General features: G+C 37.4%; 18 protein-coding genes. 10 read left to right on the forward strand and 8 right to left on the reverse strand.

Annotated elements, in window-relative coordinates; all coding sequences use genetic code 11:
- Positions 1 to 141 precede the first annotated feature (141 nt).
- The 5 genes from CH364_RS04380 to CH364_RS04400 all read left to right on the forward strand — a co-directional run bounded on the left by CH364_RS04380 (position 142) and on the right by CH364_RS04400 (position 4,211).
- A complete protein-coding gene (locus CH364_RS04380; RefSeq protein WP_100743405.1) occupies positions 142 to 1,164 on the forward strand; it encodes a hypothetical protein in 1,023 nt (340 codons plus the stop codon).
- Between the two features lie 146 nt (positions 1,165 to 1,310).
- Complete coding sequence (locus CH364_RS04385; protein WP_100742371.1) at positions 1,311 to 1,847, forward strand: hypothetical protein; 537 nt, start codon at positions 1,311 to 1,313, stop codon at positions 1,845 to 1,847.
- A gap of 119 nt (positions 1,848 to 1,966) precedes the next feature.
- Entirely contained in the window at positions 1,967 to 2,479 is a 513-nt protein-coding gene (locus CH364_RS04390) for a hypothetical protein (RefSeq protein ID WP_100742372.1), read from the forward strand.
- A gap of 73 nt (positions 2,480 to 2,552) precedes the next feature.
- Positions 2,553 to 3,614, forward strand: a complete 1,062-nt coding sequence (locus CH364_RS04395) for an alkaline phosphatase D family protein (RefSeq protein WP_100743406.1) — start codon at positions 2,553 to 2,555, stop codon at positions 3,612 to 3,614.
- A 30-nt stretch (positions 3,615 to 3,644) separates the two neighbouring features.
- Entirely contained in the window at positions 3,645 to 4,211 is a 567-nt protein-coding gene (locus CH364_RS04400; protein WP_100742373.1) for a TetR/AcrR family transcriptional regulator, read from the forward strand.
- A gap of 3 nt (positions 4,212 to 4,214) precedes the next feature.
- Here the strand turns inward: CH364_RS04400 and CH364_RS04405 are convergent, their stop codons facing one another.
- The 6 genes from CH364_RS04405 to CH364_RS04430 form a co-directional block, all read right to left on the reverse strand.
- Positions 4,215 to 5,969, reverse strand: coding sequence for a TPM domain-containing protein (locus CH364_RS04405; protein ID WP_100742374.1), 1,755 nt, complete (start codon positions 5,967 to 5,969; stop codon positions 4,215 to 4,217).
- Positions 5,966 to 6,766: a DUF4349 domain-containing protein gene (locus tag CH364_RS04410; protein ID WP_100742375.1), complete on the reverse strand. Its 801-nt coding sequence runs from the start codon at positions 6,764 to 6,766 to the stop codon at positions 5,966 to 5,968. The genes CH364_RS04405 and CH364_RS04410 overlap by 4 nt, the downstream gene beginning before the upstream one ends.
- Before the next feature lie 47 nt (positions 6,767 to 6,813).
- Complete coding sequence (locus CH364_RS04415; RefSeq protein WP_100743407.1) at positions 6,814 to 8,562, reverse strand: N-acyl-D-amino-acid deacylase family protein; 1,749 nt, start codon at positions 8,560 to 8,562, stop codon at positions 6,814 to 6,816.
- 105 nt (positions 8,563 to 8,667) lie between these two features.
- Positions 8,668 to 9,852, reverse strand: coding sequence for a 2-isopropylmalate synthase LeuA2 (gene leuA2 / locus CH364_RS04420; protein WP_100743408.1), 1,185 nt, complete (start codon positions 9,850 to 9,852; stop codon positions 8,668 to 8,670).
- A gap of 192 nt (positions 9,853 to 10,044) precedes the next feature.
- Complete coding sequence (locus CH364_RS04425; protein WP_100742376.1) at positions 10,045 to 11,478, reverse strand: sodium:solute symporter; 1,434 nt, start codon at positions 11,476 to 11,478, stop codon at positions 10,045 to 10,047.
- 9 nt (positions 11,479 to 11,487) lie between these two features.
- Positions 11,488 to 12,087: a CBS domain-containing protein gene (locus tag CH364_RS04430; RefSeq protein ID WP_100742377.1), complete on the reverse strand. Its 600-nt coding sequence runs from the start codon at positions 12,085 to 12,087 to the stop codon at positions 11,488 to 11,490.
- A gap of 118 nt (positions 12,088 to 12,205) precedes the next feature.
- On the opposite strand from CH364_RS04430, the gene CH364_RS04435 reads away from it, so the two are divergent.
- The 4 genes from CH364_RS04435 to CH364_RS04450 are packed head-to-tail and all read left to right on the forward strand — an operon-like array spanning position 12,206 to position 17,353.
- Positions 12,206 to 14,107: an AMP-dependent synthetase/ligase gene (locus CH364_RS04435; protein WP_100743409.1), complete on the forward strand. Its 1,902-nt coding sequence runs from the start codon at positions 12,206 to 12,208 to the stop codon at positions 14,105 to 14,107.
- Positions 14,104 to 15,678, forward strand: a complete 1,575-nt coding sequence (locus CH364_RS04440; protein ID WP_100742378.1) for an acyl-CoA dehydrogenase family protein — start codon at positions 14,104 to 14,106, stop codon at positions 15,676 to 15,678. Before CH364_RS04435 ends, CH364_RS04440 begins: the two co-directional genes overlap by 4 nt.
- A 3-nt stretch (positions 15,679 to 15,681) precedes the next feature.
- Positions 15,682 to 16,947, forward strand: a complete 1,266-nt coding sequence (locus tag CH364_RS04445; RefSeq protein WP_100742379.1) for a sensor histidine kinase — start codon at positions 15,682 to 15,684, stop codon at positions 16,945 to 16,947.
- Positions 16,931 to 17,353, forward strand: coding sequence for a MaoC family dehydratase (locus tag CH364_RS04450; protein ID WP_100742380.1), 423 nt, complete (start codon positions 16,931 to 16,933; stop codon positions 17,351 to 17,353). The genes CH364_RS04445 and CH364_RS04450 overlap by 17 nt, the downstream gene beginning before the upstream one ends.
- On the opposite strand, the gene CH364_RS04455 is transcribed toward CH364_RS04450, so the two are convergent.
- Together CH364_RS04455 and CH364_RS04460 are read right to left on the reverse strand one after the other, a co-directional pair.
- Complete coding sequence (locus CH364_RS04455; RefSeq protein WP_100742381.1) at positions 17,337 to 17,702, reverse strand: DUF1292 domain-containing protein; 366 nt, start codon at positions 17,700 to 17,702, stop codon at positions 17,337 to 17,339. The genes CH364_RS04450 and CH364_RS04455 overlap by 17 nt on opposite strands.
- A complete protein-coding gene (locus CH364_RS04460) occupies positions 17,702 to 17,995 on the reverse strand; it encodes an HNH endonuclease (RefSeq protein ID WP_100742382.1) in 294 nt (97 codons plus the stop codon). The genes CH364_RS04455 and CH364_RS04460 overlap by 1 nt, the downstream gene beginning before the upstream one ends.
- 49 nt (positions 17,996 to 18,044) lie before the next feature.
- Between CH364_RS04460 and CH364_RS04465 the strand changes: the two genes are divergently transcribed.
- Complete coding sequence (locus CH364_RS04465) at positions 18,045 to 19,157, forward strand: acyltransferase family protein (RefSeq protein WP_100742383.1); 1,113 nt, start codon at positions 18,045 to 18,047, stop codon at positions 19,155 to 19,157.

Raw genomic sequence — 19,157 nt, forward strand, 5'->3', positions numbered from 1 at the left:
AATACAAATCATAGTTAGATTCCAGATGGGAAAAAAATTCAATCCTTGTTTTACTAATAATTGTTAAATGAAAAATGCGATTTGACACTCCATTCGTTAATTCGAATGATGAGTGTTAAATTTTATTTTTGGTGTTCTAAAATGAGAAAATTTTCCCTATCTGTTCTTGTATCAAGTTTGTTAATTCTTTCTGCAATCGGTTGTACTCCGAAGTCAGACAATAATGATTCCCTAGCATTACTTTTGCTTGGTGCGGCAGCCTCAGCGAACAGTTCTTCTGAAAACTTAGCTTGTCAAAATAAAACACTCAATTGGACGATCCGCACACCTGCAGAAGCAAACCAATGGTTTGCCGTCAAATTTGGAGACAATCGCTTTGTAGCAATTGCTGGAAATGGTACAACTCCTGCGATGGTTTCCTCTGATGGAATCACTTGGACAGGGCATACACCGCCGACTGGTGGGTCATTTACTACGCTTGCACACGGCAATGGAATGTTTGTGACAACTTCACCATCTGTTTTCACAACGAAAGTGATGTCATCCCCTGATGGAGTAACTTGGACAAACAGAACTTCTCCTACGCCTCTTTGGCAAAGTATCACTTTTGGCAATGGAACGTTTGTGGCAGTTGCTACCAATACTACTGAGAGAGCTATGACTTCGCCTGACGGAATTACTTGGACCGGTCGTACTCCTCCTGAGGATACATGGTCGCAAGTTGGATATGGGAATGGACTTTTTGTCGCTCTAGCTACTTCTGGAAAGGTCATCACTTCCCCTGATGGGATCACTTGGACAGCACGCGGTGATGTCCAAGGAAACCAATGGAGTTCCATAGCTTATGGAAATGGACTTTTTGTGGCGATTAATTCTAACGGGGCCAATCGAGTCATGACTTCTCCTGATGGGATCACTTGGACACCACGTACTGCCACTGAACAAAACTCATGGCTTTCCGTCACTTATGGGAATGGTCTTTTTGTGGCGATCTCTCAAGATGGAAACAATCGGATTATGACATCCACTGATGGAATCACTTGGAAAGCGCAAGTTGCCCCAGAACAAATCGCATGGAAATCCATTACTTTTGGAAAAAATACTTTTGTGGCAGTGTCTTCAAATACTGGATCTTCTAAAGTAATGACCGCTTCTTGCGAATAAATCTTTAAGACTAAATTTTTTTTTACCAACCAAATTATTTCTGACCCACCTCTCTAGTAGAGGTGGTTTCGATGACAAAAAAAACAGAATGGGGAGCCAAATGTAAAGAAATTTGACCTACTTAGAAAATAATAAGTAGGTATTCTATGCGAAAGCTGTTGATTGTATTTCCCATTCTTCTGGTATGTTTTCTTGGTTGTTCCTCAAAAGATGAAAATGATTTGATCCCAGGTATAAAACTCACTGGTGACCCGATTTCCGATGCTCTTCTGTTTGCCGTCCTTACCAATCCATCCTGCCAATCTCTAACAACAACAACAAATGCAAATACTCCCTTCCTTTTAGGAGACGGACAAACTTCCATTTGCAGCACCCAACTTGTGAATGGTACAATCCAAGTACAGAAGTCAGGCTCTTATGAAGTTTCTGGTAACGCAGGAAGACAAACTTTAAGTTCAACCAATTGTAGTTCCACACGATTCGATTTTCATGTGTTTTTAAAAGATGGAAATCTGGAATTGTTTTCAACCAATTCAGGCCAAACTCAAACCCTTTCTCTCGAAGTCGGAAAATCTTATTCTTTGCAAACAACAGGATTAGTGGATCCATCTGGTTACCAGTGCCAAGGAAGGCCTGTCTCTTCTGCGATCACACCATATCGTATCAATTTTCGAAAACTATAATTGAATGAAAGGGGTAGGGATTACTGTTTTTTAAAAAAGTTCCCTTTGGATTTAGGTAGTACCCGCAATTGCGGGAACCTCTCATCGCATCTCTGTTAGTTTTTGTTTAGAATGGCAACATGAAACTTTTGGTTTGGGTTTTGTTGCCATTCCTTCATCTCTTTGTTACATTTGGTTCTTTCTTCCAATGTACCCCTGTGGATAAAAAATCGTATTTTAAGGGTTTTTATCATACCTTAGACAAACGACCGCATGGGCAATTGGCATATGCTGAAAAATATGGATATAATTCTGAGTGTTTGGTTTTAATGGAAGGTCCTGTTCCCAGTCGGATGGAGCCTTGTGCCATTGGGGATCGAAGATCAAGCCGAGATATGTATCAAGAATCAGAAGTCCTGGTCACTGGTGATTTTTTTCCGATCGATTGGTCCTTTGCGGGATATGGGTATGAGTTATATGTTACCAATGATTACTACCAAAGTATAGTTTTCTTTTCTAGTTATTCGCAAAGAAGAGGGTTCTCGCGGTTTTCACCTTTGTATTACAGACGCGATATATATGGAACCGAAACAATAAGAAATAACGGTTTATATCCTTATCGAATTACTCCATTTTATACAGGAGGGCGCTAGAAGATTTCCGATTGACGAAAAGAGAAAAAATCCGAAAAATTTAACTACTAGTTTTAAATTTTTAGTGAACCCAATGAAACAACCTTCCTATTTAAATTTGTTTTTTCTTACAGTAATTTGTTTATTTTTTTTCCAGTCCCCAGTTTTCGGAAAAGACCATGAAAGTATTCATATAGGTTTTGGATCTTGTTTGCACCAAGACAAAGAGGCTCCTATACTAGGACAATGGGAAAAAGAATCTTTCGATCTCATTCTTCTGTTAGGTGATAATATATATGCCGATAGTTTGGTTGCTGAAGAAAAAATTCCTGCCTATAAAAAACAATTTCTTCGCCCAGAATGGAAGTCTATAAGGAAACAATCTAAAATCCTTGCTACTTGGGATGATCACGATTATGGAATCAACGATAGTGGTGGAGAATATTCCGACAAAGTAAAAAGTCGTGAAGTGTTTATTTCCCAAGTGGGACCTCTGATGCCAAAGGGGCGAAGTTTTGGCTCTAAGGAAGGAAATGGAATTTTTCATTCTTATTTTCTCGAATTCAAAAAGAAAAAAATTCACATCGTCATTCCTGACACAAGATTCTTTCGCTCTCCCCTAAAACGAACTTTTTTTTCCTATTTTACTGGCAAAGGCAGGTATCGTCCGAATGACTCTGATGATGTTACCTTATTGGGAGACGAACAGTGGTTATGGCTTTCTGAAGAGTTAAAGAAACCATCCGACTTACTTGTATTTGTTTCGGGAATCCAAGTGATTCCAACGGAACAACCATTTGAAAAATGGGGAAATTTTCCGAAAGATAGGGAAAAACTTTTTCAACTTTTGGCGGAAGCAAAAACAAAAGATTTAGTCATTTTATCTGGAGACAGACATATTGCGGAAATATATGAATTTCCATTACCAAACACTCGAAAGTTAATTGAAGTCACTTCGAGTTCTCTAAATCTCCCGTTGCCATTTTTACCTTTAGAATACGACTCTGAATTTAAATTGGGATCTGCGTTTCGTGAAGAAAACTACGGAATCCTAAGGATTCAATCGCAGGATGGAAAATTGGTTTGGCGTTCCCAGATCAAAGACAAAACTGGAAATGTAGTTCTTTCATATCCTAAAAATGATTCTAAAGAATGAACTTTTTAAAACAATAGGAGGGCAGTCGTTTTGAAACCCAAACAAAAAATCTTAGAAAGTTCCTTTGCTTTGTTTCGTGAAAAAGGTTTTCAAGCCACTGGAATCGCCGAAATATTAGATAAAGCTGGAGCATATAAAAAAACTTTATACGATCATTTTAAATCCAAAGATGATATTGGATTTGAATATTTAAATTACCTTTCTGAGCAACAAAGAGTTGTTATGTTGAAGGTTCTTGCAAAAGCAAACAATATGTCTGACTTTATCGAAAAGTGGGTTAATTTTATTGTCAGAAACCAACGAAATACATCTAGGAAAGATTGCCCTATTGCACTTTTTTCAGGAGAAATTTCTCACTTAAGTCAGTTTGACGTTTATAGAAATAAAGCCGTACACCATGTCCTCGAGACTGTCGAAACATGTATTCTTAACTTCTCTCCAAACTTACGACCTGAACTTGTGAAGGCATTAAGTTATGAATTGTATATGAGTTACCTTGGTGGCCTCAGGTTATATGCTTTAACAAAAGACCGAAAGGTTATTGAGAGAATGAAATCACAAATGATCGCATCGGCAGAACGTGTCGTAAAAAGTTAAAATTTACCAACTTCCACTAGCTCCACCTCCACCGGATCGACCTCCGCCACCTGAATAAGAAGAACTTGAAGAACGATAACTGGATCCAGAACTAGAGCCAGATCCACTACCCGATGGCGAGGTCACAAAGTTTGTGATTGAGCTATGAACCTTTGTCGCCCATCCGAGTTTCCGAAAGATCCTAACAAGCATTAGTGCTATTAAAATAGAACTAAAAAATGAAATGGTTTGGTAAAAGTTAGGTGAATCCAGTAAAAAGGAAGTATGTAGTCTTATTTTTTGCCAAAGGATAAAAAACAATGCATTGAAAAATAGAAATCCTTCACCTCCAATAAATCCCAAAAATCCTATTAAAAATGAAAGTGCAAAATAGAATTGCCATAGAAAATGAGGTTTTGGGGTTTCAAGATCTTGCACCTTTGTTTCTACAAATGAATTGGAAACGTTTGAACGTTTTAAATTGAAAAGATAGGAATCAATTGCATCTGCAGTTCGAATGCACATCCAATCAATATCTCCTGTTTTCCTGTCGTTTTCTATCGAATTTCTGATTTCTAAATCTAATTGATTACGATCAATAGAATATGATTTATTAATTGTTGGATTGGAAACAAAGGAGTTCTCATCTGTATATACATAAATTTCTTTTTGGTTGATTGAAAACAAAACGGTAATGGCTGGAGTATTCCCAAAGGCCTGCTTATGAAATTTTTTGGCATCTTTTTGTAAGTCGGAGTTTGTATCTAATATTAAAATTTGTGTTTTTAGATTATAGTTGGTTTCAATTTCTGAGACTGCTTTCCCACTTCTTTCAAATGCAAACGTTTCCAAAGCATCATGTGGATCATAAACACCTGTGCCTTTTGTAATAACTTGTTTGTTTTTATGACTCAGATAGTCCAACATATCTAAAAAAGCCAAATAACTGTAGTTCGTAAAATCATAGTTTTGTTTTTCTTTGTATCTTTTGTTGAATATAGTTCTAATTTTATTCGTACTAAGTGACCAATTGAGTTCAGGTGAAACAAGGATGGTTCCTAAATAGTTATTATTTGGAGATACCGCAAAAACAACTTTATGTTTATTTTGTTTTTTTTGTAATAATAACTTGGTGGCCTTTGATTCGAGTGCCCATTCAGTCTCGGAAGGTAAAACACAAAATTGAAAATCAATATTTTGAAGTGGTCTAATTTCTTTTTTTAAGAGAGGGATTGTATCGGGGTGCAAATCGCCATTTTTGTCATTAAAACTTTCCAAACAATTTGTTGCATAGAAGGCGGGAGAATCTGACCGAATTTGGTCCAAAATTGCATTGGTTCCTTGTACCACTGCGCCTGTTGAATTTCCAGATTTCATATTTGGTATGATGATTTCATCGATGATTCGTTTGGCTGTTACGTCAGTGAGTGTTCCTTCTAAACCATAACCAACTTCTATTCTAACTTTTTTATCATTAGGTGCTAATAAAAACAAAACTCCATTGTCCTTGGTTTTTGTTCCAAGTTTCCATTTCTCAAATATGGCAATTGTTTCTTCTTCAATTGTATTTTTGTTCAACGAATCGGCGATATAAACTACTACTTGATTTGTTGTTTCTTTTTCTTCATCTAAGAGTTGTCTTTCCAACTGTTGTTTTGATTCATTATTTAAAAAATGAGAGGGATCCATTACGGGACTTGTGAGTTCTGGGTATGGATCTTTAATAACGTTACAAAAAAAGGAGAATAGAATGAAGAAAAGGAAAAGTAAATATTTCATTCTGTAATTTCAGTTTTTCCTTTGGGAATCTCTTGTACGAACATCCAAATGATTCCATCTTTCACTTTCCCAAGACCTATATAGAGATAATAAAAAGGATAACCAAGTGGCCCCGGTTTGTATTCTTTTTGAACCACTGGTTCCCATTTTTGACGCACCTGTACATGAACAGAGGATAGTTGAACAGCACTAGAAAGGTATTTTAGTTTTCCTTCCCATCTTTCAATGGACTCGGAAACTTTATTTAATTCTGCTTCAACTTTTAAGGTTTCTTCCAAAGTTTTTGCAGATTTTAATATTTCTAAAAGCCGAACCCTCATCTTTAAAGAATTTTCCATTCGTATTTCGGTATCAGTATAATCTTCAGTAACATCCTGTGCGGATACATCTTCAGAATAGTTTTGCGATTGGTTTCGTAGGGTAAATAAAAACTGTTTTAGTTTTTCTGCCGGAATCTTTAACTGTATATTTCCGTTTGAACTGTACTGAAGTGTATAACCTCCAAAAGATTCTGCAAGTTTAATAATTTCTGTAACTTTGGCTTCAATTTCTTTGGATTGTAAATTGACATTCACCGAATACACCATCATTCTTTTTTGAATTTTCGGAGCATTGGCAACGGACTCACTTGAAGGAGTGGCGATGGGTGCTGCGGAAACATTGTCTGCAACTTCATTATAAGAGCGACTGAATGATTTATTTTCGCGTCCCATCTCTTTTGAAGAAGAGCAGGCTACAAAAAGAAAGGTAACGCTTAGGAAGAATAAGAAAGAAAAAAGTTTTTTAAAGATTCCCATGGTGGATACTGAGTTTATTCCGCTCAGTATCCAATCGCAAATCTTTTTTATGTGCCTATTGTTGATTCTAGAAAGCTACCATAACCTTTATCTTTTCCAAGTGCAGTGACTGGTTTTCCTTGGTCAATCGCCAGTTTCCCGTTAATATACACTTTTTTGACAGTATCGTCGTTACGACGAACCCAACGTTTGAAGTCTTCCATAAATGGCATTGGTGCTTCTACATCTTTTGCAAGAGAGTCGTCAAGTTTTGTTGGATCGATCAATACTAAGTCGGCTCGTTTTCCTTCTTTGACATAACCTGCATCAATTCCAAACCAATCTCCAATTTCTCCCGTTAGACGATGTACGGCTTTTTCCATTGTCATAAAAGGTTTTTGTTCTAATTCCGCATCTCTAACTAGTTTCAACATACGGAGAGGAAAGTTATAATGTGCCATTCCTCGTAAGTGTGCTCCGGCATCCGAAAAACCAATTAGAATGTCTGGATAGGACACAATCTTTTGTAACGGTTCTTTTCTATGGTTCGCCATGACTGTGTACCAACGAACTTTATTTCCATGTTCGGCCACAAGATCAAGAAAAGCGGTTACCGAATGTACACCTTTTTCTTTGGCTACATCATCAATTGATTTTCCTATGAGTGATTTGTCAGGAGCATCAACGATCTTAGTTTCTTTAAAGTTACGATGAAAAACTCGTGGTAAAAACCAATTTGTCCATTGGCGTTTGAACCAATCCCTGTAACTAGGGTCTTTCATTAGTTTTTTTCTTTCTAATTCATCTTCAATATGATTTGCTTTGGCCCCTGCCGCAAACTCTTCAAAGACCACCACATCCATTCCATCTGCATACAAATCAAATGGTTCTGGAAGGGCTTGGAATTTAAAATCAGATTTGAAGATGGTGTTAGTGATACGACCAATGAGTCCAAGTAGTTTATACAAACCTGGATCAAACTTTACATCCATAAGAGAAATGATTGTTGTTTTAAGAGGTTTGCGAAATAATCCAAAGGCTTCTTTTAAAAACATCAAAACATTAATTTTAGTAGAAACGTTTGGAACACCTTGGAAGATCTTTCCTCTTTTTCTTAATGTTTTGTTTAGGTATTGGTATTCACTCCAATTTGCATAGGTGGATGGAAGAGGTCTTGATCGAAATCGAGAACCGTCCATTTTGTCCCAAATGAGTGTATTGATGGAAAGGCCCATAAAACCTGCATCTAGTGCTTCTTCGAGAATTTGATTCATTTTCTCTAACTCTTGTTTTGTGGGAACTTCTCCTTTTGTCAAAGATCGTTCGAGTCCCATCACATGAGCACGAATGGCAGAGTGGCCGGCAAACGAAGTTACATTTGGGCCAAGTGGCATATTATTTAAATGTTTTTTGTATTCTATTGCCGAGTTCCAATTTTTTTTACTTTCGAGGATTGATAAAACATTCTTTCTCGGAATTGCTTCCACACGGCTAAACATATCAGCCAAATCAGTTGGATCACCGACTGCCAAACTTAAAGAGCAACTTCCTAGAGAAATGGTTGTGACTCCGTGGCGTACGGATTCAGAAAGGTCCGGTGCCATTTCAATCTCTGCATCGTAGTGCGTATGAAAGTCAATAAATCCAGGGGTGAGCCAAAGGCCTTTTCCATCCACAACGGTTTCACCCGGTTTTGGACTTAACTCTGATTTTGAAATGGATTCTACCATTCCGTCTTTGATACGCAGATCGCCAATATAAGATGGATTTGTGCTACCGTCGAAAATTCTCGCCTGTTTGATGAGCGTGTCTGCCATGATACCTCCGGAAAAACCAAACGAAATTATGGCAGATTGACAAAGATTTGTCAATGATTCGTTACGAATCACCCAAAAGATTCTCTGGACGAAATCCTATCTTGTTCAGAGAGAAGCCACCAAACGTGTCGCTAAATCCACTAACTCTGCTTCGGTGATTTCTCTGTTGTTTTCTTTTGAAGAAATAGATTTGGCAGTCTCAAATAATTGGTGGATTTCTGATTGTGGTACAACAATTCCTCGGTTTTCCAATAAAAACTGAATGGCACTATGTCCTGATTGGTTGGTAAAGGAAATGGTTTCTCCATCATTTCTTCCAACAAATTCCGGAGAAAAAGTTCTATAAGCACCTTTTGATTGTTTAATGGTCTTCGCTACACCATCCTGATGGATTCCGGACCGATGGGAAAAAATATCTTCACCTATGATCGGAGTTTTTTCGCCAATAGGAATCCCTGTCATTTCTGCGATTCGTTTGGCAGTGGGGTAAATCCGTTGAAAGTTGATTCCCAAGTTTTCACCATTTTGGTGTAAGGCGATACATGTTTCATATAAGTTTGTATTTCCTGCTCTTTCCCCTAATCCATTTAAAGCCACTTCAATTTGTTCCGCCCCCACATAAACACATTCTACGGAAGTAGCGGTTGCCATTCCTAAATCATTGTGTGTATGAACCGAAACTTTGGCTCTGTTTCCAATAAAATTCTTCATTTCTTTGACCATATTTACAAATACCATTGGTCGATATCTTTCCACAGTATTGGGTAAGTTGATGATATTGGCCCCGGCAGCAATGGCTGAAAGAAAAGCTTCTTTCGTGAATGAAAAATTTTCTATAGCATCACCAAAATGTTCTCCTGAAAATTGAATTTCTACCTCAGGCCCAACAATGGATCTTGCAAAGGTCACAGATTTGTGGATTTTTTGTATGACTTCTGTTTCAGAAATTTTTAATACATTCCGAATCGAAAAATCACTCACTGGATAAACAATATGCATTCTTGGTTTATTTGCATATTGAATGGCTTCCCAGGTTTTAGAAATTTCTGCTTCATTGGCTCTGGATAACCCGGCGATTGGTTTACCAACTGGTGCTCGTTTGGCTAAGGTTTTACTCGCCACAAATTCTGTTTCATTGGAAGAAGGAAATCCTACTTCAATTCCATCTACATTCAATTCGACAAGTAAGTCGAACACTTCGATTTTTTCTTCTAAGGTCCAAGGTTTTCGTAAGGCTTGGTTTCCGTCCCGCAAGGTAACATCTTGGATTTTGATTTGATTTGGTTTCATGGTTCCTCCACATCCGCCGCCACTTCTGACCGGGAGGACCAAAATAAAAAAAGCCCACTTCCCGGTTGGGAGTGGGCTTTGTCACACAGCACGTTCTCCCTCGATCTATAAAAGTTCGAGGAGGAGGAGTAACTGGATGTTAGCAGACAATTTCATTGTTAACTTTTAGACGATCACTGAAGAAGATTCCTGTCAATTTTTTTTAATTAAGATACGAGAAATTTGTACAAGAAGTAACAAAGTTCCAAATCCGATTGGGATGAGGAGGGTAAAGGATAGTTGAAAGCCCAGTCCAAAACCCACAGTGGCAAGGATACTTGCGAGAAATAAAGTGGAGAAAACAAAGCCGGATACTGGCAAATTTGCCTTACCTCGTGCCAAAAAGAAGACGGCAATGGACGGTCCTAAGGTATATGAAAAAATGGTAAGGCCCATTTCCAAAATTCCTTTCTCCCAAGTTTGGACAAGAAAGTAAGGGATAAGGCTTGAGCCAAAGAGAGTGATTCCAAAAAATAGGGAGAGTGTTCTTGGACTAAACCAACGATCCATTCCCCAATCTCTAGCCCAAGTTAACGAAAGGGAATTGATTGTGGAGCTCAATGTAGACATGGCACTAGCAAGAATGGCCGCCACTAAAATCCCAAGAAAGGGAGATGGAACTTCATTAATGATAAATAAACTAAAAACTTTATCTGGTGCCATGGTTTGGCCTGCGTAAAACAAATAAAGTAATGAACCTATCAAAAGAAAAAGCAGGAATTGTAAGATAACAAGTATTGCACTTCCAATCAAAATCTTTTGCCCTGAAACCAAATTTTTAGTGGCAATGACTCGTTGCACAAGCATTAGATCTGTTCCGTGTGATCCAATAGAAATAAAGGCACCACCTATCAGTGCAAATACGATAAAGTAACTATTGTCTCCGGATGGAAGATAATCAAATATCAAAAAATTCCACTTTCCTAAAGTTTGTAATTGGGTCACACCTTCGCTTATGGGAATGTTTAATTTGGAAATAAGAAGTCCAAGTGCAAATATTCCACCCAGGATATAAATGAACCATTGTAGAACATCGGTAAATACAATGGCACGAAATCCCCCGACCACAGAGTAGATAACAGTAACAATACTAAGAATCGACAGTGCAATCATACCCAAAAGTTCTGGTGAAAATTTTAAACCCATTCTTTCTAGAAGAAAGGCAATTGGTAAAGAACTAACATACAATCTAATTCCATCACCTAAAAGTCGCGAAACGGTAAATACTAAAGATATTGTTTTTTGGGGAGATTTTCCAAAACGATTACCTACATATTCGTAAACGGAAATGGTATCACCTGAAAAATAAGCTGGCAATAGATAGAATGCAACGATGGTTCTTCCAATCAAATAACCAAAGGCAATTTCAAGAAACCTATAATCACCTTTAAAAGATAAAGAAGGAATACTCAAAAATGTTAAACTCGAGGTCTCGGTTGCCACAAGAGAAATTAAAAGAAAAATCCAATGGATTTCTTTTTTTGCTAAATAAAAATCTTCTTCTTTTTGATTATTTTTTGCAAAATGAAATCCAAAATAAAAAACGATGATAAAATAAAAAACGAGAACGAATAAATCCCAAATCATAGAATTCCTTTAGGCAATGATATTTAAATTTGGATATTTCAGTAACAGACGGAGTAAATCCGAACGAGTGATCATTCCAATAGGATGATTATCGTCATCTACAACAGGAATACATCCAATTCTTTCTTCTAAAAGTACTTTGGTTACCCCTCTAATTTCTGAGCCAGGAGACCCAACTAACACTCGCTTGGTCATTATGTCTGATATGGGCCAGTCTCTTTCATAGGACTTACTTTTTTCTAAAATATCTCGATCGGAAACAAAACCAACAAGGGTTCCCAAATCATCAGTGATGGGGAGGTGGCGGATGCCTTTTTCTAACATAAAGTCCAAACAATGGGAGATGGTTTCGGAAGAGGGTAGGCTGTAGGCAGGTTTTGACATGATTTCGTGAAGGAAATAGACGGTTTTTTCGGTTTGGCCAGCAGACTCTTTATAAACATCTCCTGGAGACCTATGTAAAAAAGAAGAAATGGAAGCGTTCGCACTCTCTTCGGCATCGCCGGAAATCGGAGCTGCATTCCCTCCTGGGTGGATTTTGTGGACCCGATCGGTATAAGTGGGCGGTGGATTGGGTAAAATGCGTCCATCGTGAATCCAAAAGAACATAATTGTGCCTACCTATCTGAAAAGTTTGTCAAAAATAAGAAAAAACTTGCAAAAAACGAACAGTGGTTTTTTATCCATCCTACATTTCCGAAAAGTTTCATACGAAAAGGCAAAACCCATGACCCAACACTACGAAAACCTCTACCAAGCACTTACCCATGTTGCAGAAACCCTGCCAAACAAAGTTTCCTTTCGGAAAAGGAAATCGGCGAAGGAATTCCCTGGGATCAGTTTTGGAGATTTGAAACAGTTTGTCGACCACTTGACTTTGGGTTTTATCGATCTGGGTGTAGAGGTGGGAGACCGAATCGGGTTTTTCTGTGATGCTACAGTCAATTGGCTTCGGACAGACATCGCCATTTTGACCTCTGGTGCAGTGGTTGTGCCAAGGGGAACAGACATTGTCCGAGAAGAAATTTTATATATCCTAAATCATTCAGAAGCAAAATTCCTTGTGGTGCAAAAACCAAAAGATAAAAAACGCATTGATGATTTGTTAGGTGAACTTCCGCATTTAAAACAAATTTTTATTTTGGAAACGGACCTAGGGGATTTGTATACTGGTGAAAATTCTATTTTAGCAATTGCCGAAAAAGGTAAAATAAGATGGAATCGTGACGGCAAACAAACGTTAGAGACAAGGATCAATCAGACGGATCCGGATGCACTTGCCACTTTGATTTATACTTCCGGAACAACAGGGAATCCCAAAGGAGTAATGTTGTCTCAGAAAGGATGGATCACTGCGATTCAAAATACAATCTCTCGATTGGATATGAATTCCAATGACAATGCGGTGAGTTTACTACCTCCTTGGCATGCATTTGAAAGAGCCATTGAATATGCTGGAATCTTTCTCGGAATCGATTTTTTAGTTTCAAATATGTCTTCGTTAAAGGATGATCTTCGTGATTTTCGTCCGACGATCTTTCCTTCGGTCCCACGCATTTGGGAATCTGTATACAACGGAATCATTGCTAAAGTTGCAAAGGAAGGAGGTTTCAAAGAAAAGTTATTTCATTTCTTTTTGAAATTTGGATCCACTTGGGCACACTATTACGCAATGTGTTTTGGATTTGAATTTGAAATCAAAAAACCAAATTTTTTAGTATCGTTCGCCAAGAGGACCTATGCATTTTTCATTTTGACTTTACTTTCTCCATTAAAACTAATTAGCATTCAGATTTTTTCTGCAATCCATAAAGCGCTTGGAGGAAGGATACGAATCTGTATTTCTGCTGGTTCTGCTCTTCCGAGTGTTGTGGATGGATTTTTATCTGCCATTGGATTAAAAGTTTTAGAAGGATATGGGATGACGGAGACATCGGCTGTTGTGTCCATTCGTTCCAATTCAAAACCAACAAAAGGTACAGTCGGAATTCCAATTGCAGGATACCAAATTCGACTCAAAGATGATACAGGTAAAATATTATCTGAGGTAGGGGCCAAAGGTACTCTTTGGATCAAATCAAAACAAATTTTAAAAGGATATTACAAACGTCCGGAACTCAACCAAGTTGTATTTGATACAGAAGGTTTTTTTGATACGGGAGATTTGATGATGATCTCTCATCGAAACGAACTTGTTTTTGCTGGTCGTTCCAAAGATACAATTGCGCTCATTGGTGGCGAAAACGTAGAGCCAATCCCGATAGAAGACAAACTTCTTACCTCAGCATACATAGACCAAGTGATGGTAGTCGGTCATGATAAAAAAACTCTTGGTGCTCTCATCGTTCCTAACTTTGAAGCCGTAGAGGCTAAAATTCCAGGTATTTCTAAGGAAAAAGCAGGGGAATGGAATACCAATCCAAAGGTTCGGGAATTATACCGAGCTGAAATTTCACGCATTATTTCTCGCGAAAACGGATTCAAAGGATTCGAAATGGTACCAGCTAACAATTTTTATTTGGTACCTCGTCCCTTTGATCCCGATGTCGAAATGACAAGAACTTTAAAGATGAAGAGAAATGTCATTTCGGATGTATTCTCAAAACAAATTGAAGGAATTTACCAATGATACACCCAAAACTGAATCCCTATCTGAATGAGGAGGAGAGAAGTTTTTACAATACTGTTTTCCAATTTTCAGAAGATAAAGTTTTTCCCTCTGCAGAGGAGAGAGATGAAAAAGAAATTTGGTCAGACGAATTATGGAAAGAGTTTAGCAAAGCTGGTTTAACAGGACTTACCATCCCATCGGAATTTGGTGGTGAAGGCGCAAGTTGTTTACAGTGTTCGATTGCAACCGATGCATTCGCATCAGGTTCGTTAGATGGAGGGATGGGGTTATCCTGGGTAGCACACTTAGTCATTGGAACGATGCCAATTGTTTTCCAAGGAACAAGTGAACAAAAATCAAAATACCTACCGAAACTTGCCACTGGTGAATGGATGGCAGGTTTTGCTCTTACTGAACCTGCTTCTGGATCAGATGCAGCTTCTCTACTGACAAAGGCGGAAGAAGTAGAAGGTGGATGGAAACTAAACGGGACAAAAATGTACATCACAAACGGTCCTGTCGGACAAGTATTTGTTGTGATGGCGCGCACTTCTGAAAAAGGAAGAGGACCAATGGGAATTTCTGCATTCATTGTGGAAAATAATACTCCCGGATTTAAGGTCAGTAAAATTTTAAAAAAATTAGGTCACCATACTTCCATGACCGCCGAACTGGTGTTTGAAGACATGATCATTCCGAAGGAAAATTTGCTTGGTCCATTGAACACTGGTTTTATGAGAATTGGAAAAGAAACCTTAGAGTGGGAAAGGACTGTTTTTGTCGCAGGCCTTGCCGGTGCTATGGAATTTTGTTTTCGCAAAGGACTTCGATATGCGAATGAGAGAGTACAATTTGGAAAACCTATTTCTAGTTTTTATGGAATGCGGGATATTCTTGTTCGTAACTGGGTTTATATCCAAGCTGCAAGAAGATTGATTTATTGGGTGGCAGAACGAAAAGATAGGGGAGTTGCTTCTCCACTTGAAAGTAGTTTAGGAAAACTCATTTCTTCAGAAATTGCTGAGGACGTTGCAAAAGATTCCGTACAGCTGTTTGGTGGGTATGGATATATGAAGGAATACTCCGTGGAACGATTTTACAGAGATGTAAAGTTAGGCACCATCGGAGGAGGAACCAGTGAAATCCAACGTTCCATTATTTCTTCTTTGTATCCTGGAAAGGAAAAATTTTTAAAAGATTTTTCTAAATTAGAAGTTGAGTCTAATCTAACGGACAAGATACAAAATGTTCTGTTCGAAATTATACTTTCTATGGATGCAGAGCCGAATAGAAAAAAACAACAATCTGTCGAATTTGCATTTGCAGACGTTTTGTCCATTTTTGTGATCCTTTCTCTTTCGGAATTAGACACACATAAACCTACAGAATACTATTCCCTTGATGAAAAATTGATGGATCGAAAGTTACTTTCGTATTATCTTGTGGGCAAGTATCTTATGTCATTCACTCGGCTTTCTAACTATGTTCCCGAAAAACTCACCCAACTTTGGGATTGTTATTCCCAATTGGGAAAATCAGTTGAGGAAAGCGTACACGAACGTTTTCACTCGCTTCAGGAACTTTTGTAACCAATGAAAGCCGCTAGCCGAATTGCATTTTTTTATTTGTTATTCGGCTACGTGTGGATTTATTTTTCAGATTATGCGATTTCTCTTATATTCCAATCTCCTGAAGATATAAGAGAAGTCCAAAGCCTCAAAGGTTGGGGATTTGTGACTGTTTCTGCAGCGATTATTTTTGTCCTTTTAGTAAGAGAGTTACGGAGGCAAAAACACGTCCTGTTTGAAAAAATTGAATCCGACCAACTTTTTCAAGTCATCCTAGAGCGAATCGAAGACGCAGTGATTGTTTTCAATTTAGATACTTGGAAAATTGATTTTTTAAGTGAACAAGTATCCCGCCTTTTTGATATCCCAACGAAAGATATTCTCATCCATCCTGAACTTCTTATGGAACGGGTCCACGAAGGTGATAGGGCTCGAATGACAAATATTTGGATGAACCAATTAAGAGAAAATCATACTGGGTTATTATATCGTATTTGTAAGTTAGATGGGAAAATTAAGTGGGCATTGGAACATCGACTTTTTATCCCAACAAAAGATGGAAGTGCCAATAAAGCAGTGGCTGTCATTACTGATATGACAAGTTATATGGAAAACCAATCCAAACTGGAACGTTCCTTACGTGAAAACGAAACTTTGTTAACAGAAGTCCACCATCGGGTTAAAAATAATTTAGCTGTTATCATTTCTTTTCTGCAACTCCAAGTTTATTCTTCCCCTCCAGAAACTGCTGATATTTTGGAACAAAGTATTGTCAGAATCAAAGCCATTGCATTAGTTCATGAAAAACTCTATAGTAGTAAAAATCTATCTGGCTTAAGTTCTGTAGATTATATAACAAGTCTTGTTGAGAATATCAAACTTATGTATATGCGAACAGACATTCGTATCGAACTCGATATCCAAAGGTTAGATTTTAACATTGTCGATGCTATCCCTATGGGCCTTATGATCACGGAAATGTTAACCAACAGTTTTCGACATGCATTCACAGGTGGGAAATCAGATGCATGGATTAAAATTGATTTTGTTGTGACAGACCAATTCAACTATGAATTGAAGTATCGAGATAATGGAGTAGGTTTTCCTCCAGGACTCAATTTTCGAAAAGCTGAATCCATTGGATTGTCAGTTATTTTTTCATTATGTAGCCAAATGAATGGTAGAGAAGTTGAATGTTCGTCTTCACCAAACGAAGGTGTGTTTTATCATTTTGCCTTTTCACCAAAAAAGGTAATCCCAAAGGAAAATATAAATGTATCAAAAGGGTAAAAGTTTTTCAGAAATTCAAATTGGAGATTCTGCCTCCTTTACTAAAACAATCACTGAAACGGATGTGTATCTTTTCGCTGGAATCAGTGGAGATTTTAATCCACTCCATGTTGATGAAGAGTATGCTAAATCAACAAGTTTTGGAACAAGGATTGCCCATGGAGGACTTGCTGCATCACTGCTCGCTCCAGTTCTCGGGATGAAGTTACCTGGACTTGGAACGGTTGCCTTAGAAACGACTACTAAATTTCGAAAACCTGTGTATTTTGGAGATACAATCACTTGTTTGGTGGAAGTGGTAAAAAAAGTTGAAAGACTAAAAGCTGTGAAAATGAAAATTGTTTGGACAAATCAAAAATCAGAAGTAGTGAGTAAAGGAGAGACTCTTGTTATTCCTCCCGGTTGAGAAATTGTCCAACAAGACCAATTTCATCCTCGACATACTCACGAATTTCTTCTAATTCGTCTTCGTCTAAAATTTCTTCTAAGATTTCATCTCCGGATTCGTCTTGCCCAATTCTCATAACGATATATCCTGGAACATCGGAATCTGGATCGTCCATTTCTACATTGACAAATTGAAATTCCTGTTCTGTGGATGGAAGGAAAACAAGATAATCATTTCCCATTTGTGAAAAGGAATAAAAAACTTCCCATTGATAGCTGTTTCCTTTTTCATCTACTAAATCAATTTCTTCTGTGACTCTGCTTGGAAGAAAGTCATCTCCTTGGAATCCAAAATCTTTTATGTCCATTAGGAAAAGAACTCCTTCTCGAAGGGAAGGCTATGTTTTTTTTTGAAGTTACATTCTTTACATGCTGGAACCAAATTTGCTTTTACAGATTTTCCTCCTCGGATAAGTGGGATTAGGTGGTCCATAGTTAATTCTTCTACTTTAAATTTTTTTCCGCAGTAATGACAAACACCGGAAGAACGTTTGTTTTTCCACCATGCACTTGTTTTTAGTTCTTTTGCCTTCCTTCTTTCCCGTGCGATTTCTTCATCGCTCACATCGGAAAAAAATGAATCGGAGGGAGTATCCGTCATAATTTAAAAAAATCTGTTTTTTTCTCTTCGTCAAGAAAAAGATGGAGGAATGGGAAGATTGGTTTACCTCGATAATTTAAGATCCTTCGCACTTTTACTCGGAATTGTGTTTCATGCAGCCATCGTGTATGCCTCAGATATCAAATATGCCATCCAAGAATCAGATAGAAGCGATGTTCTTTCATATTTTTGTTATTGGATCCATAGTTATCGTATGCCTATGTTTTATATGATTTCTGGTTTTTTTTCGGCAATGGTCTGGGAAAAAAAAGGTAGGAACTTTTATTTAGAAGCAAGATTCAAACGTGTATTAATTCCCACAATCTTTGGGCTTATTTTTTTTGCACCTATCCAATATTACCTAACGGAAAGAGTTAAAAATCCAAATATTGAACTTTTGCCTTTTCTGAAATATTTTTTTACAAAGGAAAATTTCCAACATTCTCATGTTTGGTTTCTTGTGGATTTGTTTTGTTTTAGTATTTTGTATAGTTTGATTCCAAAATCTTTTTTTAAATCAAAACTTTGGGATCGAATTCCAGCAGACTTTTTTAGGTATATCATTCTTATTAGTTTTTGTTTTCTGTTTGTTTTTCTAGGTCATACACAAATATCTAAAGGAGAATCTTATTATGGTATATTTAAACTTACATTTATATTCCAATTTTCTTTTTTTCTTTCAGGTGTTTTTAGTTATCATTGGAAAACCATTTTAATTCCAAAAAATTATTCTCAATTGAAAAACCTAGCCGTTTTGATTTGGGCTATCATTGTATATTTAATATTTAAGGATTTGGAGATTGAAGATCCGCTTTGGATTTATTTCCAATATGCGAATGTTTGGATGAGACCCGTACATATTTTTTTATGGGTCCTCTCGCCATTTTTGTGGACAAGTTTTTTAGTTTCTATGTTCCAAACCTTTGGAAACAAGGAAGGAAAAATGGGATCTTATTTGATCGAAGCAAGTCTTCCTATCTATTTAGTCCACCATCCTCTTTCTTTATTTTTTGCTTATTGGGTGAAAAGTATGGATTGGGGGATATGGGGGAAGTTTTTTACCCATATCCTTTTTGTTTTGTTTTTAAGTTTTTTCCTCTACCAATTTTTAATCCGAAAATTCAAACTTCTTCGTTTTGTTTTCGGATTAAAGGCTAAGTAG

It is taken from the genome of Leptospira harrisiae, assembly GCF_002811945.1.
GTDB classification, from domain to species: Bacteria; Spirochaetota; Leptospiria; order Leptospirales; family Leptospiraceae; genus Leptospira_A; species Leptospira_A harrisiae.